The organism is Allobosea sp. RAF48 (assembly GCF_052114025.1).
Lineage (GTDB): Bacteria > Pseudomonadota > Alphaproteobacteria > Rhizobiales > Beijerinckiaceae > Allobosea.
Window position 1 is genome coordinate 129,194 of record NZ_JBFRDZ010000007.1, and the last position, 19,496, is coordinate 148,689.

Genomic DNA, 19,496 nt, shown 5'->3' on the forward strand with positions numbered 1-19,496 from the left:
CACCTCGCTGCTAGGCAACCTTCGCGACCGGGTGCTCCGCTGGCCTGCTCGCCAGAGGAGCCGGATCAGCCGATGAGTGCCCCAGTCCTCCGTTTCAGCCTGCCGCGCTGGCGCGTGACGCGCTGGCTTGCGGATGCTGGCCCGGATGTCCCCCCCGATATTCGGGTCGCGCTGGTGGCAAGCCTCTTCGGAACGCTGCCGATCTTCGCCGGCGGCGTCATGAATTCGCTGGCGGTGTCCTTCCTGATCGCCTGGCGCATCCCGACCTTGCCCTTCACGCTCTGGTGCGCGTTCGAGATCGTTTGCTGCTTCGTGCGGCTCTGCGTCCTGCTTGCGGCGCGCAAACGCGCGGCGCGCGGCCAATCGACGCCTACTGACATCTATCTCCTGCTCGGCGTTGCCTGGGCGGCCGGTATCGGAGCCGGCACATTTCTGAGCCTGATGAGCGGTGACTGGGTTGCGGCGACGCTCGCCTGCCTCTCGGCCGCTGCGATGGTGGGCGGTATCTGCTTCCGGAATTTCGCCGCACCGCGCATGGCCGGCGTGATGATCGCGCTCACGCTCGGGCCCTGCGTGCTTGCGGCGCCCTTCGCGTCCGAGCCGATGATGCTGATCACCTTCATGCAGATCCCGTTCTATCTCTTCAGCATGACGATGGCCGCCTACAAGCTGAACGGGATGCTGATCTCGACCATGCGGGCGGAACGTGAGAACGCCTTCCATGCGCGACACGACATGCTGACGGGGCTGTCCAACCGGGCCGGGCTGGCGAAGGCGTTTACGGCGAGATTCGACGACGCGACGCCTCCCAAGGGGCTTGCCCTGGTCTATCTCGATCTCGATGGCTTCAAGGCCGTCAATGACAGCTACGGCCATATGGCTGGAGACGCCTTGCTCCAGCTCGTGGCCGAGCGGCTGCGTGGCCTCGTCCGCGCTTCCGACATCGCGGCGCGCATCGGCGGCGACGAGTTCGTCGTCCTCTCCGAGCAGACCGAGCAGGTTCAGCTCCAGCGCTTCGGCGAGCGGATTGTGCGCGAGATCTCCGAGCCTTACGAACTCGACAGCGGGCACAAGCTCCATATCGGTGCTTCGGTGGGCATCGCGCTCGCTCCCGAGCATGGCCGCGACATGAACAGCCTGATGACGGCGGCCGATGCTGCGCTGTACCAGGCGAAATCGCGCGGCAAGTCGCTGTGCATCATCGCCTCCCAGCGCCCGGTGGTCGGCGGCGCCTCGTCCGGCGGTACGCTTCGGCTGCAATAGGCCGGTTGCTGGTCCGGCGGGGCTTGACCCGCCGGCCCGGCTCGGGCTTGCCTGACACGCGCAACAGCCGGGATTGCAGGCGTGACGGATATCGGGCGGCTCGTCCGCGATATTGCCGACGAGATGCGCGACGCCAGCGAGCGCGGCGAGGTCGCGACCTATATCCCGCCGCTCGCCCGCATCGATCCGCGTCAGTTCGGGCTCTGCGTCGTGACCGCGGATGGGCAGACCCACGTCGCCGGCGACAGCGAAGAGCCCTTCTCGATCCAGAGCGTCTCCAAGGTCTTCGCCCTGACCCAGGCGCTCGGCAAGGTCGGCGACACGCTCTGGCGCAGGGTGGGGCGCGAACCGTCCGGCACGCCCTTCAACTCGATCGTGCAGCTCGAGCGCGAGCAGGGCGTGCCGCGGAACCCCTTCATCAACGCCGGCGCACTCGTCGTCGCCGACGTCAATCTCGCCGGCCACGAGCCCCGTGTCGCGATCGGCGAATTGTTGCGCTTCGTGCGCTACCTGGCCGATGACGATACCATCGTCATCGACGACGCGGTGGCGCGGGCCGAGCAGGCGACCGGCTTCCGCAACATCGCGCTCGCCAACTACATGAAGGCCTTCGGCAACGTAACCCATGCGCCGGAGCTGACGCTCGGCGTCTATTTCCATCAATGCGCTATTGCCATGAGCTGCCGTCAGCTCGCCATGGCCGGGCGCTTCCTGATGCATGGCGGGCTCTACGAGCCCGGCGGCTCGCGCGTCGTCTCGGCCCAGCGGGCGCGGCGCATCAACGCGCTGATGCTGACCTGCGGCCACTACGATGCTTCGGGTGATTTCGCGTTCCGCGTCGGCCTGCCCGGCAAGTCGGGCGTCGGCGGCGGCATCCTCGCCGTCGCGCCGGGCAAGGCCGCGATCGCGGTCTGGTCACCCGGCCTCAACGCCAACGGCAACTCGCTGCTCGGCACGCTGGCGCTGGAGCGCCTGGCCGAGGCGACCGGCTGGTCGGTTTTCGCGCGTTGAGGGAAGGCTCGTCATGCTCGGGCTTGACCCGAGCATCTCGGGACGTGGAGGCTCGGGAGCCTCTTCCTGCAAGAGATTCTCGGGTCTGCGCTTCGCTCCGCCCGAGAATGACGGTGTGCTTCCCGCGCCTAGCTCCGCAGGCCCGGCGCTTCCTGCCCGGTGCGGGCGACGTATTCTGTATAGCCGCCGCCATAGGCGTGGACGCCTTCCGGCGTCAGCTCCAGCAGGCGGTTGGAGAGCGCGGCGAGGAAATGCCGGTCGTGGCTGACGAAGAGCATCGTGCCCTCATATTGCGAGAGCGCCGTGATCAGCATCTCCTTGGTCGCGATGTCCAAGTGGTTGGTCGGCTCGTCCAGCACCAGGAAATTCGGCGGATCGTAGAGCATCATCGCCATGACCAGCCGCGCCTTCTCGCCGCCCGAGAGCACGCGGCAGCGCTTCTCGACATCGTCGCCCGAAAACCCGAAGCAGCCGGCCAGCGACCTGAGCGAGCCCTGCCCGGCCTGCGGGAAGCGATCTTCCAGCGCCTCGAAGACGGTGCGCTCGCCGTCGAGCACCTCCATGGCGTGCTGGGCGAAATAGCCGAGCTTGACGCTGGCGCCCATATTGACCGTGCCGGTATCGGGCTCGGCGGTGCCGGTGACGAGCTTCAGTAGCGTCGACTTGCCGGCGCCGTTGACGCCAAGCACGCACCAGCGTTCCTTGCGCTGGATCTGGAAGTTCAGCCCGTCATAGATGCTGCGGCTGCCATAGGCCTTGTTGACGTTCTTGAGGCTGACCACGTCGTCGCCCGAGCGCGGCGCCGGCTGGAACTCGAAGGCGACGCTCTGGCGCCGCCGCGGCGGCTCGACGCGCTCGATCTTGTCCAGCTTCTTGACCCGGCTCTGCACCTGCGCCGCATGCGAGGCGCGCGCCTTGAAGCGCTCGATGAAGGCGATCTCCTTGGCCAGCATCGCCTGCTGGCGCTCGAACTGCGCCTGCATCTGCTTCTCGGCCAGCGCGCGCTGCTGCTGGTAGAACTCGTAATCGCCGGAATAGCTCGTCAGCGCGCCGCCATCGATCTCGATGATCTTGCCGACGATGCGGTTCATGAACTCGCGGTCATGCGAGGTCATCAGCACGGCGCCGTCATAGTTCTTCAGGAAGGATTCCAGCCAGATCAGGCTTTCGAGGTCGAGATGGTTCGAGGGCTCGTCGAGCAGCATCGCGTCGGGGCGCATCAGCAGGATGCGGGCGAGCGCGACGCGCATCTTCCAGCCGCCGGAGAGGCCGCCGACATCGCCCTCCATCATCTCCTCGCTGAAGCCGAGGCCCGCGAGCACCTCGCGCGCCCGGCCGTCCAGCGCATAGCCGTCGAGCTCCTCGAAGCGGCCCTGCACCTCGCCGTAGCGCGCGATGATATCCTCCATCTCGTCGGCGCGTTCGGGATCGACCATGGCGGCTTCGAGTTCGGCGAGCTCGGCCGCGACCGTGCTGACGGGGCCTGCGCCATCCATAACCTCAGCAACGGCGCTGCGCCCGGCCATCTCGCCGACATCCTGGCTGAAATAGCCGATGGTGATGCCGCGATCGGTCGAGACCACGCCTTCGTCGGGCGCCTCCTCACCGGTGATCATCCGGAACAGGGTGGTCTTGCCGGCGCCGTTGGGACCGACGAGCCCGACCTTCTCGCCCTTCAAGAGCCCGGCAGACGCCTCGATGAAGACGATCTGCTTTCCGTTTTGCTTGCTGATGTTTTCGAGACGAATCATGCGTGTGGAAACCTTGGGAAGCGGTGCCCCGTGCCACTAAGCCATTGGGAGCCGGCGGGAAAGGCGGCGTGAGGCCGCGATCAGGCTGAGAGCGGGGCGCTGCGGGCGCCGGCGGCGCTGAGCAGATCTGCCGGCGCCAGCGCGATCTGCAGGCCGCGTTGCCCGCCATTGACGTAAACAAGCGCCTCGCCCGACGCCGCTTCGTCGATGATCGTCGGTAGCTTGCGCTTCTGGCCGAAGGGGCTGACCCCGCCGACCTTGTAGCCGGTCAGCCGCTCGGCGTCGGGCACCGGCATCATCGCCGCCGACTTGCCGCCGAAGGCCGCCGCGACCTTCTTCATGCTGGCTTCGCGATCGGAGGCGAGCACGATGCAGACGGGTTTGCCATCGACCTGCGCGATCAGCGTCTTGAGCACGCGGCTTGCCGGTTCGCCCAGCGCCTCGGCCGCCTGCAGTCCGACACGCTCGGCATTCGGATCATAGGTGTAACTGCGCAGTTGGAAGCCGATGCCGAGGCGCTTCAACGCCTGAGTGGCTGGGGTTGTCTGGGCCATGGTCCGGAGAATACTGGGGCTGTCGGCGAGAACGGCGCGGAGCGTGAACCCTCTCGCCGTGAAAGCTCAGTAACTCCTTACCGATCGCCTGAAAAGCGTGGCAGGACGCCGGTCTCTGGCAGATCGACAGGCGGAGACGGGTCAGTATTTCACCACGCGGGCGCCGGGCACGGGCTCCGGAGGTGCTGCCGCCTGCGCGACAGGGCCGAGCGGGAAGGCGACGCTCAGGAGGCCTATCGTCCCCTGCGGCCGGTTCTCGACGTTCACCTCGCGCAGGATCTTGAGGCGGGTCGTGACCGGTGTTCCGGCGACGACGAAGGAATAGCCGATCGTCCCGCCGACAGCGGTGACCCGGCCCTTGTAGGGGCCGAGCACGGCACCCGAGCCGCTGTCCCCGGTGATCTGCTGATAGTGAGCGAACAGCGCTCCGACCGAGATTTCCTTGCTGAGATATTGGCTGACGGCGACGTCGACATGCACGGCATTGCCGCTCGTGTAGTCGGTAGCGTCGTTCTTGCCGTTGATCTCGAAGCCGACCGCACCGGAGATGTCGAGGCCGATCTTCGGATCGAGCCAGGTCGCGGCGGCGTAGAGATCGCCGATCCAGCGGTTGAACGACAGGTTGGACAGCGAGTCGGCGCGATAGGTGCCCGATGGAATGTTGACCGCGCCGCCGACCTGCCAATGGAAGTTGCCGGCGTGCCAGCCGACGAAGCTGGTGACGACGGGGTCGCCGAACAGGAAGGCCGAATCCCGCAGTTTTGCACCAAAGGCGCGGCCGGAGCGGGGAGCGGCGATCAGCGCGCCCGCACTGACGCGCGGCTGGCCGAAAGGCAGCGTCAGGGCGAAGCCCAGATTGCCGCCGAGAATTTCGAGCGGCGTCACCCAGGTCGGCGTGGCGAAGTCGACCCGCGCCTCAACCTTGACATTGGCGAGGACGGCGCCGCCGATCTGCGTCTGCCGGCCCGCCGAGAGGCGCCCCGAATACGAATAGACATCGTTCTCGAAGTAGAATCCGGGCGGCGGGACGATGCCGGCGCCCGGGCCACGAAGACCGGGGACGTAAAGGCTTGTGCCGCCTTCGGTGGCAAACGCCGTATCGGGAACTGCACTGGCGACGACGCAGGCCGTTGCTGCGAAGACGGCCGTCCCAATGCGCCGCATGATCGATTTCCCTGCCCTTTGACGTCGACGCTGGACCGATTTGCTTGTGTCGTCAAGGAGCGCGGCTTTCCGTTGCTGGCTGCAAAGGCCGGCATTGTTACGGTTACACGATGTCAGAAAGCGATGAACGGAGCCACAATGGCCGGGTGCCCTTTCGACTGATGAAAGCGCGGCCGATGGAAAAGGCGCAAAGACGCGGTTTGGCTCGCCTGATGCTCCGGTGGCCACAGAACCGCACGGCGCTGAAGACACGGTTCGACAGCGATGCGCGGTTCGCAGAACTATGCGAGGCGTATGAGGTTGCCTGCGACGCTGCTTCCTATTGGGACAAGTCCTCATCGCCCGCCGCCTTGGAACGAGCCCAGGAATATCGTTCTTTGATGACCGCGACAGAGCAAGATATCTTGAACCGGATTTCTTAAGGTCTCGAATAATCGCTGGCGCGCCATGCGGATTCAGGCTTGCTGACGGGATTGACTGCGCGCCATACTGCACGCGGCAAATATCGGCGTGGTTTCAGTCCAGTGGCGGGGACGAAGCGATGGGCGAAAGCTTGAAAGATGGGCGGGATCCGCCGGGTTCCGATCGGGTTATCGGAGCTCTCGAACGATTGCTGACCTCCGACGAGCTGCGTCTCTCCGAACGCAACCGACGTTTCCTGTCATTCGTCGTGACACAGGCCGTCAAAGGCTCGGCGGACCGCATCAAGGCCTATACGATCGGCGTCGATGTTTTCGGCCGCGATGAAGCCTTTGATCCGACGACGGATCCGATCGTCAGGATCGAGGCGACCCGCTTGAGAGCGGCCCTGGCATCTTACTATGAGCAGGCGGGGTCTGATGCGACGGTCAGGATTTCGCTTCCCAAGGGCAGCTATGTCCCGGCTTTCGCCTGGGTTTCCCACGCCTGTGGTGCGGAAGCGGCTGATGGCCTCGGCGAGAGCATGGCCGGCACCTCGTCATTCGCCGCGCAGGTGATCCTGCAAGATCACACCGGGCGTGGGAACGAAGACATGGCGGCGCGCGCCGAGCTCTTCGTCGATGGGCTCGCCGTGATGCTGCAGAGGGCGTCTTTCATCATCCGGATCGTGCCGCCATATGAGCGCCGGGCTGCGGCCGATGCGATCAAGGCCATCTACTGCAAGCCGCACGAGGCGTTCTCGCTCGATATCGCCGTCCGTCCCGTCGATGCCGCGATGCGCTACGCGTGGCGCCTGGGTGATCTCAGCACGGGCGAAATCCTGGCCACTAGCTTCCGGGACTACATGGTCGCGAACACGGGCGGCTATGAGCGCATCGACGATCTGGCCGCCGATGCGACGAGCGCGATCTCTGCCGCCATCGGCCTGCGTCGGCGCGCTCGCGCCGGCGCGAGGCCGTAACCGTTACAAGCTTAAGCGCGAAATTGCCTCATGCGATGCTTTCTGTCGCGTGCGCGACGAACGCTGAGTCAGCGATGTCTCCACGGTTGCGATGCCAAACCAGGAGCATTTCATGGAACGCCAAAAATTCCTGGCCGCAGCGGCAGCGGCGGCGCTTGCCGCTGTGCTGGGCTTTTCCGGGCCGGTAAAGGCCCAGCAGCCTGCCCCGGCCTCGGCGCCGGCCCGGCCCAACATTCTCGTCATCTTCGGCGACGATGTCGGGCAGAGCAATATCAGCGCCTATTCCCACGGGCTCGTTGGCTATCGGACACCGAACATCGATCGCATCGCCAAAGAAGGCACGATGTTCACCGACTACTACGCCGAGAACAGCTGCACGGCCGGCCGCTCCACTTTCATCACCGGGCAGGTCTGCCTGCGGACCGGGCTTTGCAAGGTCGGCATCCCCGGCGCGGCTGTCGGGTTGCAGGACCGTGATGTCACCATAGCCCAGGCGCTGAAGCCTCTCGGCTATGCTACCGGCCAGTTCGGCAAGAATCATCTCGGCGATCGCGACGAATATCTGCCGACCCGGCACGGTTTCGACGAATTCTTCGGCAATCTCTACCATCTCAATGCCGAGGAAGAGCCGGAACGTCCCTATTATCCGAAGAACGACACCAACTTCGTCAAATCCAATTCACCGCGCGGCGTGCTCAAGACCTCGGCCGACGGCAAGATCGAAGACACCGGGCCGCTGACCGCCAAACGGATGGAGACGATCGACGACGAGACCACCGCGGCCGCAATCGACTTCATGCAGCGGCAGGTGAAGGCGCAGAAGCCCTTCTTCACCTGGATGAACACCACGCGGATGCATGCCTTTACCCATGTCCGCGAGTCGATGAAGGGCCGCAGCGGCATGCCGGGCAACGATTACGCCGATGGCATGCTCGAGCATGACGAGGATGTCGGCAAGCTCCTGAAATCGCTCGACGATCTCGGCATCGCGAACAACACCATCGTGATCTACACCACCGACAACGGCCCGAACCAATGGTCGTGGCCCGACGCGGCGACCACGCAGTTCCGTTCGGAGAAGGACACGAACTGGGAAGGAGCCTTCCGCGTGCCGGCAATGATCCGCTGGCCCGGCAAGATCAAGGCGGGCGAGGTCTCGAACGAGATGGTCTCCGGCCTTGACTGGTTCCCGACGCTGGTCGCCGCGGCCGGCGATGCTGATATCAAGGACAAGCTCGCCAAGGGCACGACGCTGGGCAACCAGCAGGCCAAGGTGCATCTCGATGGCTACAACCAGCTGCCATACCTGACCGGCCAGCAGCCAAAATCGGCCCGCAACGAGTTCTTCTACTTCAACGACGACGGCGAGCTCGTCTCCTATCGTTACAACGACTGGAAGATCGTGTTCTGCGAACAGCGTGCTCCCGGCGGACTGCTGGTCTGGGCGAATCCCTTCACCTGCCTGCGTGTGCCGAAGATCTTCAATTTGCGCATGGACCCGATGGAGCGGGCGGATAGCGTCTCGGATCAGTATTACGACTGGCTCGCCAAGAACGCCTATCTGGTCCAGTACGGCGTCTGGAAGGTTGCGCCGTTCCTGCAGACCTTCAAGGAGTATCCGCCGAGCCAGCGTCCGGCGAGCTTCAGCGTCGACCAGATGATCGATTCTCTCATGCGCAATCTGGACCGGGCCGGCGCCTCCAAGTAGCGGCCGAACGAGGGAGTCCGCGAAAGCGGGCTCCCCAGCCGGAGCAGGAGGCGCCGTCGTCGCAAATGGCGATTGCGCCTTCTTGGAGCGCCATGCGATCCAAGCAGGAGAAGTGTAGTAGAATGCCGCGGTGCTGCCTGCGCGGCCGATCTTCGCGAGAAAGGGTTGGCGATGCGGCCGGATGACATCATCGCGCGTTTCCGGGTCGCCGATGGCGACAGCTTCCGGCTCAAGCAGTTCGACCCGGCCGAAACCTGCGGTCTCGACATCGAGAAACAAGAGGCGAGGGAGCTGCTTCAGGCCGGCGTCAAGCGCCTGCACGACCTCCAGGAGCGCCTCTACGCCGAGCGACGCTGGTCGATCCTGATCGTGCTGCAGGCGATCGACACTGCAGGCAAGGACAGCACGATCAAGCATGTCATGTCCGGTGTGAACCCGCAGGGCTGCATCGTGCATTCCTTCAAGGCTCCGAGCCTGGCGGAGCTTCGCCACGACTTCCTGTGGCGGGCGAACTGCAAGCTACCGGAGCGTGGCGAAATCGGCATCTTCAACCGCTCCTATTACGAGGAGGTGCTGGTCGTGCGCGTCCATGAGGAACTGCTGCGCAAGCAGAACCTGCCGCCCGAGCCTGTCGGCGAAGAGCTCTGGACGAAGCGCTTCGAGAGCATTCGCGACTTCGAGAAACATCTCGGGCGTAACGGCACCGTGGTGCTGAAGTTCTTCCTGAACCTCTCCCGGGAGGAGCAGAAACGTCGGTTGCTCGCGCGCATCGACGAGCCCGACAAGCACTGGAAGTTCGATCTGAACGATATCGTCGAGCGCGAGCATTGGGACGATTACCAGCGAGCCTATCAGGCTGCGATCGCCGCCACCGCGACAAAGTCGGCACCCTGGCATGTCGTGCCGGCCGACAATAAATGGTTCACGCGGCTCGTCGTGGCGGCAGCGATCGTGGAAGCCCTCGAGCGGCTCGATCCGCGCTTTCCACCCGTCGACGATGATCTGCGCAAGGCGATGGCGAAGGCGCGCAAGCAGCTTGTCGACGATGGCGAGCGCAAGAACGGCAAGGGAGACCGGGACCATGGCTGATGCCGCGGATATCGAAGCCCGCGCCGGGACGGATGGAATGGTGCATCTCCCCGGCGGCCTGTTCCGGATGGGCTCGGACGATCACTATGCCGAGGAGGCGCCGAGCCTCCGGGTCGGCGTCGCGCCCTTCTGGATCGATGCGACCCCGGTGACGAACCGGCAGTTCCGGGCGTTCGTCGCGGCGACGGGCCATGTCACCTTTGCCGAGATCGCGCCGGATCCGAAGGATTACCCCGGCGCGCTCCCGCACATGCTGCGGGCGGGGTCGCTGATGTTCGACCCGCCTTCGCATCCCGTCGATCTGCGTGACTGGTCGCAATGGTGGACCTTCAAGTTCGGCGCGACCTGGCGCAAGCCCTATGGCGCCGGCTCGTCGCTCAAGGGGCTGGACGATCACCCCGTCGTCCATGTCGCCTATCGCGATGCCGAGGCCTATGCGGCCTGGGCCGGCAAGGCGCTGCCGACCGAGGCGGAATGGGAATTCGCCGCCTGGGGCGGCCGCGAGGACTCTGAATTCGCCTGGGGCGACGAGCTCATGCCGGATGGCCGGCACATGGCCAATGTCTGGCAGGGGAACTTCCCGTTCGAGAACACTAAGGAGGACGGCTGGGCTCGTACCTCGCCTGTCGGAGCCTTCCCGCCGAACGGCTATGGTCTCTACGACATGATCGGCAATGTCTGGGAGTGGACAGCCGATTTCTGGTCTGTGCGTCACCAGGGAGACGCGCCGAAGGCCTGCTGCGTGCCGCAGAACCCGCGCGGCGGCCCGGAAGCCGAAAGCTACGATCCGCGCCAGCCCGCCGTCCGCATCCCGCGCAAGGTCCTGAAGGGCGGCTCGCATCTCTGCGCGCCGAATTATTGCCGGCGCTATCGGCCGGCGGCACGTCACGCCGAGCCGATCGATACGTCCACCAGCCATGTCGGCTTTCGTTGCGTTGTCCGCGAGCGCTGATCCCTCTAGAGATGCACTGCAACTACGCAACATAAGGACGGCTGAGGCCGAGGATCCGAATGATCGACACCAGCAGAATCCGCTTCGCCGCCTTGCTTACGCTCATGATCCCCGCCGCCATGCTGGGTGCCTGCACGACCCAGGAGGCTGCTTCGTCGCCGGAGCCGCAGATCAGTGTGACGTCGGTGCCTCCGCAGCGCAGCTATCTTGATCCTGGTCCGGTCCCGGCGCGCTCTGGCGGACCTGCCTATATCCAGGCCGGCAGCAACAGCTTCGCGCGCCAGACGGACAGCTTCGGCAACGATCTCGTTCCCAAGATTCCGTGAGACCGACAAATGCCGGCTCGGACCTTGCGTCCCGAGCCGGCATTTACGGTTACACGCTTGACGGCGCCGGATGAGGCCGCGCAGGGCCTCTCCGCGTCATATCGCGGGCGTGATCGCCATCCTGCCGCCGTAACGGTTACGCAGCTGACTTGGGCTCGGCTTTCGCCACAGTCCGATCCAGGGTGCAGCTGAGGGATCGGGCATGGATGGAGCCGGGCGGACCGCGCGCGATGCCGTGAATGACCTGCAGAGCCGTATGAATGCGGACATCATCGGGCAGGAGCGGGTGGTCGAGCGCATCGTCGTCGCGCTGCTGGCCAATGGCAATGTCCTGCTCGAAGGACTGCCGGGCCTCGCCAAGACGCGGGCGATCAAGAGTCTCTCGGCGAATCTCGAATCCGACTTCAGCCGCATCCAGTTCACACCGGATCTGCTCCCCTCTGACGTAACCGGCGGCGAGATCCTGCGCGCCGATGGACAGTTCCAATTCCGCAAGGGCCCGGTCTTCGGCAATCTCGTCCTCGCCGACGAGATCAACCGAGCCCCGCCCAAGGTGCAGTCGGCCTTGCTCGAGGCGATGGAGGAGCGCCACGTCACAGTGGCCGGCAAGCGTTACGATCTGCCGCCGCTCTTCATGGTTCTCGCCACGCAGAATCCGATCGAGCAGGAGGGCACCTATCCGCTGCCCGAGGCGCAGATGGACCGATTCCTGATGCATGTCCGCATCGACTACCCCTCCGATGCGGACGAGGTGAAGGTGATGCGGCTCGTGCGTTCCGAGAACGCCGCCGCGAACGCGAAGCCGCCGGTGACACCCGCGTCGATCCCGCAGCAGGCGATCTTCGATGCCCGCGCCGAGATCGACCGGGTGACGACGAAGGATGTCGTGGAGGCCTATATGGTCGCGCTCATCGCAGCGACGCGGCGGCCCGCCGAATATGGCGACCACCTCAAGAACTGGATCGCGGTCGGCGCCAGTCCGCGCGGCACGCTCGCGCTCGACAAGTGCTCGCGGACCTTTGCCTGGCTGCGGGGGCGCGACTACGTCACGCCGGAGGATGTGCAGGCCGTGGCGCATGACTGCCTGCGGCACCGGATTTCGCTCGGCTACGAGGCGGGCGCCGAAGGCGTCAGTCCCGATGCGGTGTTGGACGAGGTGATCAAACAGGTCGCTGTTGCGGCGTAGCGAGGCGCGTCATGGCGTTGATGCGGGAGAGGGCGAGGACGGGAGGGCCGGCTCCGGCCGCGGGAGCCCGCGCCTTCGCCACGCTCGACGACCTGCTGCGCCTCAAGCACCGCGCGCGTGGTTTCAGCTTCCTGCCGCGCCAGCCCGTGCATAGCCTGCTCGCTGGGCGCCATGCCTCGCGCCTGCGCGGGCGGGGCCTGAATTTCGAGGAACTGCGGCACTATTGCGAGGGCGACGACACCCGCACCATCGACTGGCTCGCCACCGCGCGGCTCGGCAGCCCGCATGTGCGCGTCTATTCCGAGGAGCGCGACCGCCCGGTCATCCTGCTTGTCGATCAGCGCAGCACGATGTTCTTCGGCAGCAGGCGTGCGATGAAGTCGGTCGCCGCCGCCGAGGCCGCGGCGCTTGCGGCCTGGCGTGTCACCTCGCTCGGCGATCGCGTCGGGGCGGTCGTCTTCGGTGACGACGAGGTCGTGACCGTGAAGCCCCGGGCCCGCGACCTGGGTGCCGTACGTGTCCTCAGCGAGGTTGCCCGGCAGAACGCTGCGCTCGAACACGCGTCTTTCTCCGCTCAAGGACATGGCCGGCTCAACGAGGCCCTCGCTGCGGCGGCGCGCATGGCGGCGCATGACGGGCTGATCTGCATCATCTCCGATCTCGACGGCGAGAATGACGAAACCCGGCGGCTGGTGACCCGCCTGTGTGCCCATAACGATGTCCTGGCCGTCTTCATCCAGGACCCGCTGGAGCAGGATCTTCCGGATGTCGGGCGCGCGACCTTCAGCTCGGGACAGGCGCAGATCGAGGTCGACGCCTCGGGAGGGGCCCTGCGTCGGCGATTCCGCGATGAGCGGGTCGAGTGGCGGGCGCGTCTTGCCGAACTCTCCCGCAGCCGCGCCATCCCGGTGCTGCCGATCTCGCCTGATCGCGACGTGGCCGAGCAGATGCGCGAGCTGATCGGCCGGCGGCAGGCGCAGAAGTCCGCCAATGCCGGCGGGAGGGCGCCATGAGCGCCGATCCCGGCGACCTCGCCAATCTGGCCGATCTGGCATTGCCGCCGGCGATCTCCTTCTGGCCGCCGGCCGCGGGCGTCTGGATCGTGGGAGGCGCGGTGGTCGCGGCGCTGGCCGTGGCTGGCTGGCGTGCCCTGCGGCGCTATCGCGCCGACGCCTATCTGCGTCGCGCCGCCGCCGAAATCGATGCGGCGGCGCAAGGCGGCGATGCGGCCGGCGCTGTTTCGGCCGTGCTCAAGCGCGCGGCGATGGTCGCCTATGGCCGGGAGCGCGTGGCCTCCCTGACCGGCTCGTCCTGGGCGACCTTCCTTCGGGAGACGGCGCCGGCAGGCATGCCGCTTGACCGGTTTGTCGCCCGTCCGGACGCTGTGTTCGCAGCGAATGAAGGCGCGCCTGCGCAGGATCGCGCGGCGCTGCTCGCCGAAGCCAGGGCCTGGTTGCAAGGCCAGCACGGCCGTGTCTCAGGACGGAGGTGACGATGCTCTCCTTCGCCTATCCCTGGGTCGGATTGCTCGCGCCGCTGCCGCTGCTCGTCTGGTTCGCACTGCCCGCCCATGCCGAGCGACGCGCTGGTCTGCGGGTGCCCTTCTTCGAGCGCTTGGCCAGGTTGAGCGGGGAAAGGCCCTATTCCGGGGGCGTGGTCGCGCGGCGCCATCTCGGGCGCCTGCTGTTGCTGACATTGGCCTGGCTTTTGACGCTTGCCGCGCTCGCACGGCCGCAATGGATCGAGCCGCCTCTGCACCGCGAGGTGCCGACCCGCGACCTGCTCGTCCTGGTCGATCTCTCCGGTTCGATGGATACCAGGGATTTCGTCGACGCTACCGGCAAGACCGTCGATCGGCTCACCGCGGTGAAACAGGTGCTCGACGATTTTCTTTCGCGCCGCAAGGGCGATCGTGTCGGCGTGGTCGTCTTCGGCGATGCGCCCTTCGCGCTCGTGCCCTTCACCACGGATCTGGAATAGTGCCGCGCCATGCTGCGCGACACCGATGTCGGCATGGCCGGCCCACGCACGGCGTTCGGCGATGCCATCGGCCTCGGTATCGGCCTGTTCGCAAAGAGCACCGTGAAGGCCAAGACGATCATCGCGCTGACCGACGGCAACGACACCATGAGCAAGGTCCCGCCCGCCGAGGCCGCGCGTGTCGCCAGGGACAAGGGCATCGTCATCCACACGGTCGCCGTCGGCGATCCGCAGGCAGCGGGGGAGGACAAGCTCGACGAAGCCGCGCTGAAGGAGGTCGCTGATGCGACCGGCGGCGGCTTTTTCCGTGCGCTCGACCGGACGCAGCTTTCCGACATCTACCGCCGGCTCGACGAGATCGAGACTCGCCATATCGATACGGTGAGCTTCCGCCCGCGCCTCGACGTCTACTGGGTTCCGGTGGCGGCCATGCTGGTGCTGAGCCTGCTTGCGCAGGCGCTGTTCCTGCTGCGCCGCCACCGGCGCCGGGAGCCTTCCGAACCCGCAACGATAGCGGGAGCGTTGCGATGATGGACGCGCTCGCCGCCTTCCATTTCCTGCGGCCGCTCTGGCTGCTGGCGTTGCTCCCGGCGGCTGCGCTCTGGCTGATCGAGCGCCGCAGCTCGGACGCGTTGCAGCAATGGCGCGGCGTCATCGATCCGGCACTGCTGCCTTATCTCCTCGTCGGGGCAGACAGGCACAAGCGCATCGCTCCGTCGGATTGGCTCTTCCTGGCCTGGATCATCGCGACGCTCGCCGTAGCCGGCCCTGCCTGGCAGCGCGAGCCCTCGCCCTTCGCGCAGGCCAAGCCTGCCGTCGCAGTCGTACTCAAGGTCACTCCGTCCATGCTGACGCAGGATCTCGCGCCGACGCGGCTCGACCGCGCCCGGCAGAAGCTCGCCGATATTCTCGCGGCGCGAGAGGGGGCGTCGACCGCACTCGTCGCCTATGCCGGTTCGGCGCACCTCGTGCTGCCGGCGACGCCGGACAGTGGCGTGGTGCTCGATCTCGCCAAGGCACTCTCGCCGCGGATCATGCCGAAGGAGGGAGACGATCTCGCCGGGGCGCTGACGCTGGCCAGACGCGCGCTCGCCAGCAGCGCCGATGGCGGCTCGATCCTGGTCATGGCGGATACGATAGCGCCGGAGGCGGCGGCCGATCTGGCGGGGAACAAGGGACCGGCCGTGACGCTGCTCGCGCTGGTGCCGCCGGACACCGATACGAGCGGCGTGGCCGACGCGGCGCGTGCCATGGGTGCCACGACGATCCCGACGACGCCGGATCAGGTCGATGTCACCGCCGTCCTGCGCCGGCTCGACAGCAGCGATGCCGCGGCCAGCGTGGCGGGGGAAGGCGAGCATTGGCGCGAAGCCGGCTATTGGCTGGTTCCGCTGCTCGCCCTGTTGGCCCTGTTCTGGTTCCGCCGCGGTTGGGTGCTGACATGAAACGTACCCGCTCGCTGTTGTCCTCTCCCTATGCGGCCATCGCGCTTGCCGCGATCCTGGCGCTGCTGGCTGCGGGATATCGGATCGGCTGGCGCGATCTCTGGCTGACGCCGGATCAGCGTGGTCGCCTGTTGATGAGCCAGAATCGTCCGGCGGATGCCGCAACGGCTTTTCGTGATCCGCTCTGGCGCGGCGTTGCGCTGTTCCGGGCCGGGGAGTTCAAGGAGGCGGCCCAGGCCTTCGCTGCCCGTGACACGGCCGAAGGTGCTTTCAATCAAGGCGACGCTCTGGTGATGCTGGGCCAGTATGACGACGCGCTGAAGCGCTATGACCGTGCGCTCGCGCTGCGCCCAGCTTGGCCGGAGGCACTCAAGAATCGCGAGATCGCCCGGATTCGCGGCGAGCGGAAGAAGACGGAAGGCGGCGAGACCGGCAACACCGACGACAAGCCCGACGAGATCGTCTTCGACAAGACGAAGAAGGGCGGCGAGGATTCGACGGTGGAGGGCGAGAAGCCGATGTCGGATGAGCAGGTCCGCGCGCTCTGGCTGAAGCGTGTCCAGACGCAGCCGGCCGATTTCCTGCGCGCCAAGTTCGCCTATCAACTCCAGGCAGCGCCGAGCGGAGCGGCGCCATGAGGCTCGCCGCGGTCCTTATCTGCACGCTTGTTGCGGGCCTCGCCTGGGCACAGGAGCCAGCGGGCAAGCCCGTGATCCGCACGAAGATCGACCCTACACAGGGCATCGTCATCGGCCAGCCGGTGCGGCTCGACGTCGAGGTTCTGTTTCCGGGCGAGATGGTTCATCCGCCGCGGGTCGGCATCCTCGAGGCGCCCGGTGCGCAGATTCTGCGCTTCGAGACGCAGGCGACGACGATGCGGGAGCGGATCGGCGATCAGGACTATGTCGGCCAGAGCTTCGAATTCGTCCTCTTCCCGCGCCGCGGTGGCGAGATTGCCGTTCCGGCACCGAGCGTGACGTTCCTTGACCGGGGCGGCGAGGCGACGGGTTCGGCGAAGGGCGAGCCGATGCGGATCGCGGTAACGGTGCCGCCCGGCATCGATCCATCCGGCCCGGTGCTCGCTGCCGATGGCGTCAGGGTCGAGCAGAGCTGGTCGCCTGATCCCGGGACCGCGCAGCTCAAGCCTGGCGACGCGCTCGTCCGGCTGATCCGGCGGCAGGCGGATGGCGTGCCGGCGCTCGGCATGGCCGAGTTCAAATTCGCGGCGCCGGAGGGCGTGCGCGTCTATGCCGATCCGCCGGTCGTCGAGGATCGCAGCAACCGCGGTGCCGTCGAAGGCCACCGCACCGACAAGGTCACCTATGTCTTCGAGAAGGCCGGGGCCTATGATCTGCCGGCACTGGTACAGCCCTGGTGGAGCCTCTCGGGCAAGCAGGCGCGCACGGAAACGCTGCCCGGCGTCACGGTCACCGTCGCGGCGGCAGCCGCCGGGCGTTCGGAAGCTCGGATGGGTTGGACGTTGAGCCCCCTCTGGCTCGCAGCCGGCTTCGTTCTCGCCGCGCTGGCTCTTGGCCTGATCCTGCTTCGCGCCAGATTGACTGGTCTCTGGCAGCGGGCCGAGCAGCGCCATCGCTCGTCGGAAGCCGCGGCGCGACAGGAGCTAGCGCGGACGGCCAAAGCGGGAGACGCTTCGGCAACCTACCGGGCGCTCATCCAATGGCTCCAGCGCCTGCCGGGCGACCAGCAAGTGCAGGCGCGTTCGACCGGCGAACTGGGCTCGGCCATCGTGCTGCTTGAGCGAAGCCTCTTCGGCGCCGGTCAGACCTGGGATCGCGAGGCGGGTGCACGGCTGGCGGGAGCTGCAATCGCCTTTCGCAAGGAGAGCGACGCCTCACGGCGAGGCTCGGGGAACGCGCTGCCGCCGCTCAATCCAACGACTCGAGGGTGCGCATGAACGAAGGAAGCAACAATGTCCGGCCTTGATCTCTTTGCCTGGCTCGTTCTGGTGGTGCTGGTCGYCAGCACGGTCTTCGTCATCGTCTTCATGGCGATGTGGCCGGGCATGGTTGCCCGCCGGCGCAACCACCCCTGGGCCGAGGCGGTCTCGATCGGCGGCTGGATCACCCTCTTCCTCGGCTTCGTCCTCTGGCCGGTCGTGCTGATCTGGGCTTATGTCGACGTGCCGGCGAAGCGAGGCCATCCGTCCTCCGAGGCGGAGGCGGCGCGATGATTGTCGTCCTTCTCAACACCTATCTCGCCCTGCTCTTCATCCTGGTGAAGCTCAGGGTCGTGCCGTTCAACCTGTTCTGGAAGGTTTCGCCGATCCTCGTCCTCCTGCTGCTGCTCATTGGCCTGTTCATCCCGATGAACTGGGGCGCCCCTCAGGGCAGCGTGCTGGTAGTGCGCAATTCGGTCGCGATCGTTCCCGACGTCGCCGGCGAAGTGATCGAGGTTCCCGTCCAGGCCAACCAGCCATTGAAGGCCGGGGATGTGCTCTTCCGGATCGATCCGACGCCGTTTCAGGCCCAGCTCGATGCGATCCAGGCGCAGCTCAAGCTTCAGGAGACCCGTCTCTCCCAGATGACCCAGCTGCAGACCCAGGGCACCGGCCGCGCTTTCGACGTCGAGGAGCGGCAGGCCTCGGTTGATCAATTGCGGGCCCAGCTCGTCGGAGCGCAATGGAATCTGGAGAAGACGACGGTCCGCGCACCGGCCGACGGCTATGTCACGAATGTCGCGCTGCGCAAGGGCGCCCGCGTGTCCAGCCTGCCGCTCTCGCCGGTCATGGCCTTCATCGATACGGCGGACACGATCGTCGGCATCGAGATCAACCAGATCGATGCGCGCTATCTCGCTGCGGGGCAGCCGGTCGAGTTCACCTTCAAGATGACGCCGGGAACGGTGCAGACGGGCAAGGTCGAAAGCATCCTGCAGGCGGTTTCGACCGGGCAGGTCCAGACTTCGGGCGCGGCCGTCACGCCGACCGCGATCAAGGCGGCTCCCTTCGTGGTGCGCGTGAGGCTCGACGACGAGGCTTTCGCCCGTTCCCTGCCCGCGGGCAGTATCGGTACGGCGGCGATCTTTACCGATCGCGTGGAGGCGGCCCATGTGATCCGCAAGGTCCTGCTGCGGCAGATCGCGATCACCAACTACGTCAATCCCTTCTGAAGCGAGGAGACCATGATGAAGCACATTGCAAAGGCTCTTTCCCTGCTCGTAGCGGTCTTGATGCTGGCGGTGCCGGCCAGCGCGCAGCAGCGCAATCTCGGCCCGGCGACGGGCAAGGTTCGCATCGAGCAAATCCAGGTCGCCTTCATCGGGTCAGGCCAGGTGGGCGGCGGCACGCTCAGCTTCCGCGGCCGAAATCATGCGATTACGGCTGGCGGGCTCGGCATCGGGGGCATCGGCGCGTCGAAGCTGACGGCGAACGGCACCGTCTACGGGCTGACCCGGCTCGACGATTTCCCCGGCGCCTATCTTCAGCTGCGCGAAGGCTGGGCGCTTGGCGACCAAGGGCGCGGCACGCTCTGGCTGCGCAACGACAAAGGCGTGACCCTCAAGCTGGCCACGCGCCGCAAGGGGCTGCAGCTTTCGCTCGGCGCGGACGGCGTTCTGATCGGCTTCAAGTAAAGCAAAGCCCGCGCGGATCGCGATCTGCGCGGGCTTTTTTGAACAGATGAGCCGGCTTCGGTGTGGGGAAACATAAATCTCTGACTCTCTCTGAA

General features: G+C 66.3%; 21 protein-coding genes. 18 read left to right on the forward strand and 3 right to left on the reverse strand.

Annotated elements, in window-relative coordinates; genetic code table 11:
- The first annotated feature begins 72 nt into the window (after positions 1-72).
- Together AB4Z10_RS15180 and AB4Z10_RS15185 are read left to right on the forward strand one after the other, a co-directional pair.
- Positions 73-1,263, forward strand: a complete 1,191-nt coding sequence (locus AB4Z10_RS15180) for a GGDEF domain-containing protein (RefSeq protein ID WP_441471218.1) — start codon at positions 73-75, stop codon at positions 1,261-1,263.
- Positions 1,264-1,344: 81 nt separating this feature from the next.
- On the forward strand, positions 1,345-2,274 hold the full coding sequence (locus AB4Z10_RS15185; RefSeq protein WP_441471219.1) for a glutaminase: 930 nt from the start codon (positions 1,345-1,347) through the stop codon (positions 2,272-2,274).
- A 128-nt stretch (positions 2,275-2,402) separates the two neighbouring features.
- On the opposite strand, the gene AB4Z10_RS15190 is transcribed toward AB4Z10_RS15185, so the two are convergent.
- The 3 genes from AB4Z10_RS15190 to AB4Z10_RS15200 form a co-directional block, all read right to left on the reverse strand.
- Positions 2,403-4,025 (reverse strand): ABC-F family ATP-binding cassette domain-containing protein, encoded by a 1,623-nt coding sequence (locus tag AB4Z10_RS15190; RefSeq protein ID WP_441471220.1) that lies wholly within the window; start codon positions 4,023-4,025, stop codon positions 2,403-2,405.
- A gap of 80 nt (positions 4,026-4,105) precedes the next feature.
- Complete coding sequence (gene ybaK / locus AB4Z10_RS15195; RefSeq protein ID WP_441471221.1) at positions 4,106-4,579, reverse strand: Cys-tRNA(Pro) deacylase; 474 nt, start codon at positions 4,577-4,579, stop codon at positions 4,106-4,108.
- A gap of 141 nt (positions 4,580-4,720) precedes the next feature.
- Positions 4,721-5,743, reverse strand: coding sequence for a SphA family protein (locus AB4Z10_RS15200; protein WP_441471222.1), 1,023 nt, complete (start codon positions 5,741-5,743; stop codon positions 4,721-4,723).
- A gap of 322 nt (positions 5,744-6,065) precedes the next feature.
- On the opposite strand from AB4Z10_RS15200, the gene AB4Z10_RS15205 reads away from it, so the two are divergent.
- The 16 genes from AB4Z10_RS15205 (at position 6,066) to AB4Z10_RS15280 (ending at position 19,401) form a co-directional block, all read left to right on the forward strand.
- Positions 6,066-7,124 (forward strand): hypothetical protein, encoded by a 1,059-nt coding sequence (locus AB4Z10_RS15205; RefSeq protein WP_441471223.1) that lies wholly within the window; start codon positions 6,066-6,068, stop codon positions 7,122-7,124.
- Between the two features lie 112 nt (positions 7,125-7,236).
- On the forward strand, positions 7,237-8,832 hold the full coding sequence (locus tag AB4Z10_RS15210; RefSeq protein WP_441471224.1) for an arylsulfatase: 1,596 nt from the start codon (positions 7,237-7,239) through the stop codon (positions 8,830-8,832).
- Between the two features lie 171 nt (positions 8,833-9,003).
- Positions 9,004-9,921, forward strand: a complete 918-nt coding sequence (locus AB4Z10_RS15215) for a polyphosphate kinase 2 family protein (RefSeq protein WP_441471225.1) — start codon at positions 9,004-9,006, stop codon at positions 9,919-9,921.
- Positions 9,914-10,873 (forward strand): formylglycine-generating enzyme family protein, encoded by a 960-nt coding sequence (locus AB4Z10_RS15220; RefSeq protein ID WP_441471226.1) that lies wholly within the window; start codon positions 9,914-9,916, stop codon positions 10,871-10,873. Before AB4Z10_RS15215 ends, AB4Z10_RS15220 begins: the two co-directional genes overlap by 8 nt.
- Positions 10,874-10,932: 59 nt before the next feature.
- The gene (locus AB4Z10_RS15225; RefSeq protein ID WP_441471227.1) at positions 10,933-11,199 is read left to right on the forward strand and encodes a hypothetical protein; all 267 of its coding nucleotides are present in this window, start codon (positions 10,933-10,935) and stop codon (positions 11,197-11,199) included.
- A gap of 202 nt (positions 11,200-11,401) precedes the next feature.
- Positions 11,402-12,385 carry an AAA family ATPase gene (locus tag AB4Z10_RS15230; protein ID WP_441471228.1) on the forward strand — a complete coding sequence of 328 codons (984 nt, stop codon included), beginning with the start codon at positions 11,402-11,404 and terminating at the stop codon, positions 12,383-12,385.
- Positions 12,386-12,396: 11 nt separating this feature from the next.
- Positions 12,397-13,398 carry a DUF58 domain-containing protein gene (locus AB4Z10_RS15235; RefSeq protein ID WP_441471229.1) on the forward strand — a complete coding sequence of 334 codons (1,002 nt, stop codon included), beginning with the start codon at positions 12,397-12,399 and terminating at the stop codon, positions 13,396-13,398.
- A complete protein-coding gene (locus AB4Z10_RS15240) occupies positions 13,395-13,877 on the forward strand; it encodes a DUF4381 domain-containing protein (protein ID WP_441471230.1) in 483 nt (160 codons plus the stop codon). Before AB4Z10_RS15235 ends, AB4Z10_RS15240 begins: the two co-directional genes overlap by 4 nt.
- 2 nt (positions 13,878-13,879) lie before the next feature.
- Positions 13,880-14,365, forward strand: a complete 486-nt coding sequence (locus tag AB4Z10_RS15245; RefSeq protein ID WP_441471231.1) for a vWA domain-containing protein — start codon at positions 13,880-13,882, stop codon at positions 14,363-14,365.
- Positions 14,366-14,374: 9 nt separating this feature from the next.
- Entirely contained in the window at positions 14,375-14,896 is a 522-nt protein-coding gene (locus tag AB4Z10_RS15250; RefSeq protein WP_441471232.1) for a VWA domain-containing protein, read from the forward strand.
- A complete protein-coding gene (locus AB4Z10_RS15255) occupies positions 14,893-15,810 on the forward strand; it encodes a VWA domain-containing protein (protein WP_441471233.1) in 918 nt (305 codons plus the stop codon). Before AB4Z10_RS15250 ends, AB4Z10_RS15255 begins: the two co-directional genes overlap by 4 nt.
- Positions 15,807-16,448 (forward strand): tetratricopeptide repeat protein, encoded by a 642-nt coding sequence (locus AB4Z10_RS15260; RefSeq protein WP_441471234.1) that lies wholly within the window; start codon positions 15,807-15,809, stop codon positions 16,446-16,448. The genes AB4Z10_RS15255 and AB4Z10_RS15260 overlap by 4 nt, the downstream gene beginning before the upstream one ends.
- The gene (locus AB4Z10_RS15265; RefSeq protein WP_441471235.1) at positions 16,445-17,725 is read left to right on the forward strand and encodes a BatD family protein; all 1,281 of its coding nucleotides are present in this window, start codon (positions 16,445-16,447) and stop codon (positions 17,723-17,725) included. Before AB4Z10_RS15260 ends, AB4Z10_RS15265 begins: the two co-directional genes overlap by 4 nt.
- A gap of 15 nt (positions 17,726-17,740) precedes the next feature.
- Positions 17,741-18,001 (forward strand): DUF3302 domain-containing protein, encoded by a 261-nt coding sequence (locus AB4Z10_RS15270; protein ID WP_441471236.1) that lies wholly within the window; start codon positions 17,741-17,743, stop codon positions 17,999-18,001.
- Positions 17,998-18,939, forward strand: a complete 942-nt coding sequence (locus AB4Z10_RS15275; RefSeq protein ID WP_441471237.1) for an HlyD family secretion protein — start codon at positions 17,998-18,000, stop codon at positions 18,937-18,939. The genes AB4Z10_RS15270 and AB4Z10_RS15275 overlap by 4 nt, the downstream gene beginning before the upstream one ends.
- Before the next feature lie 60 nt (positions 18,940-18,999).
- Positions 19,000-19,401, forward strand: coding sequence for a hypothetical protein (locus AB4Z10_RS15280; protein ID WP_441471238.1), 402 nt, complete (start codon positions 19,000-19,002; stop codon positions 19,399-19,401).
- Positions 19,402-19,496: the final 95 nt, after the last annotated feature.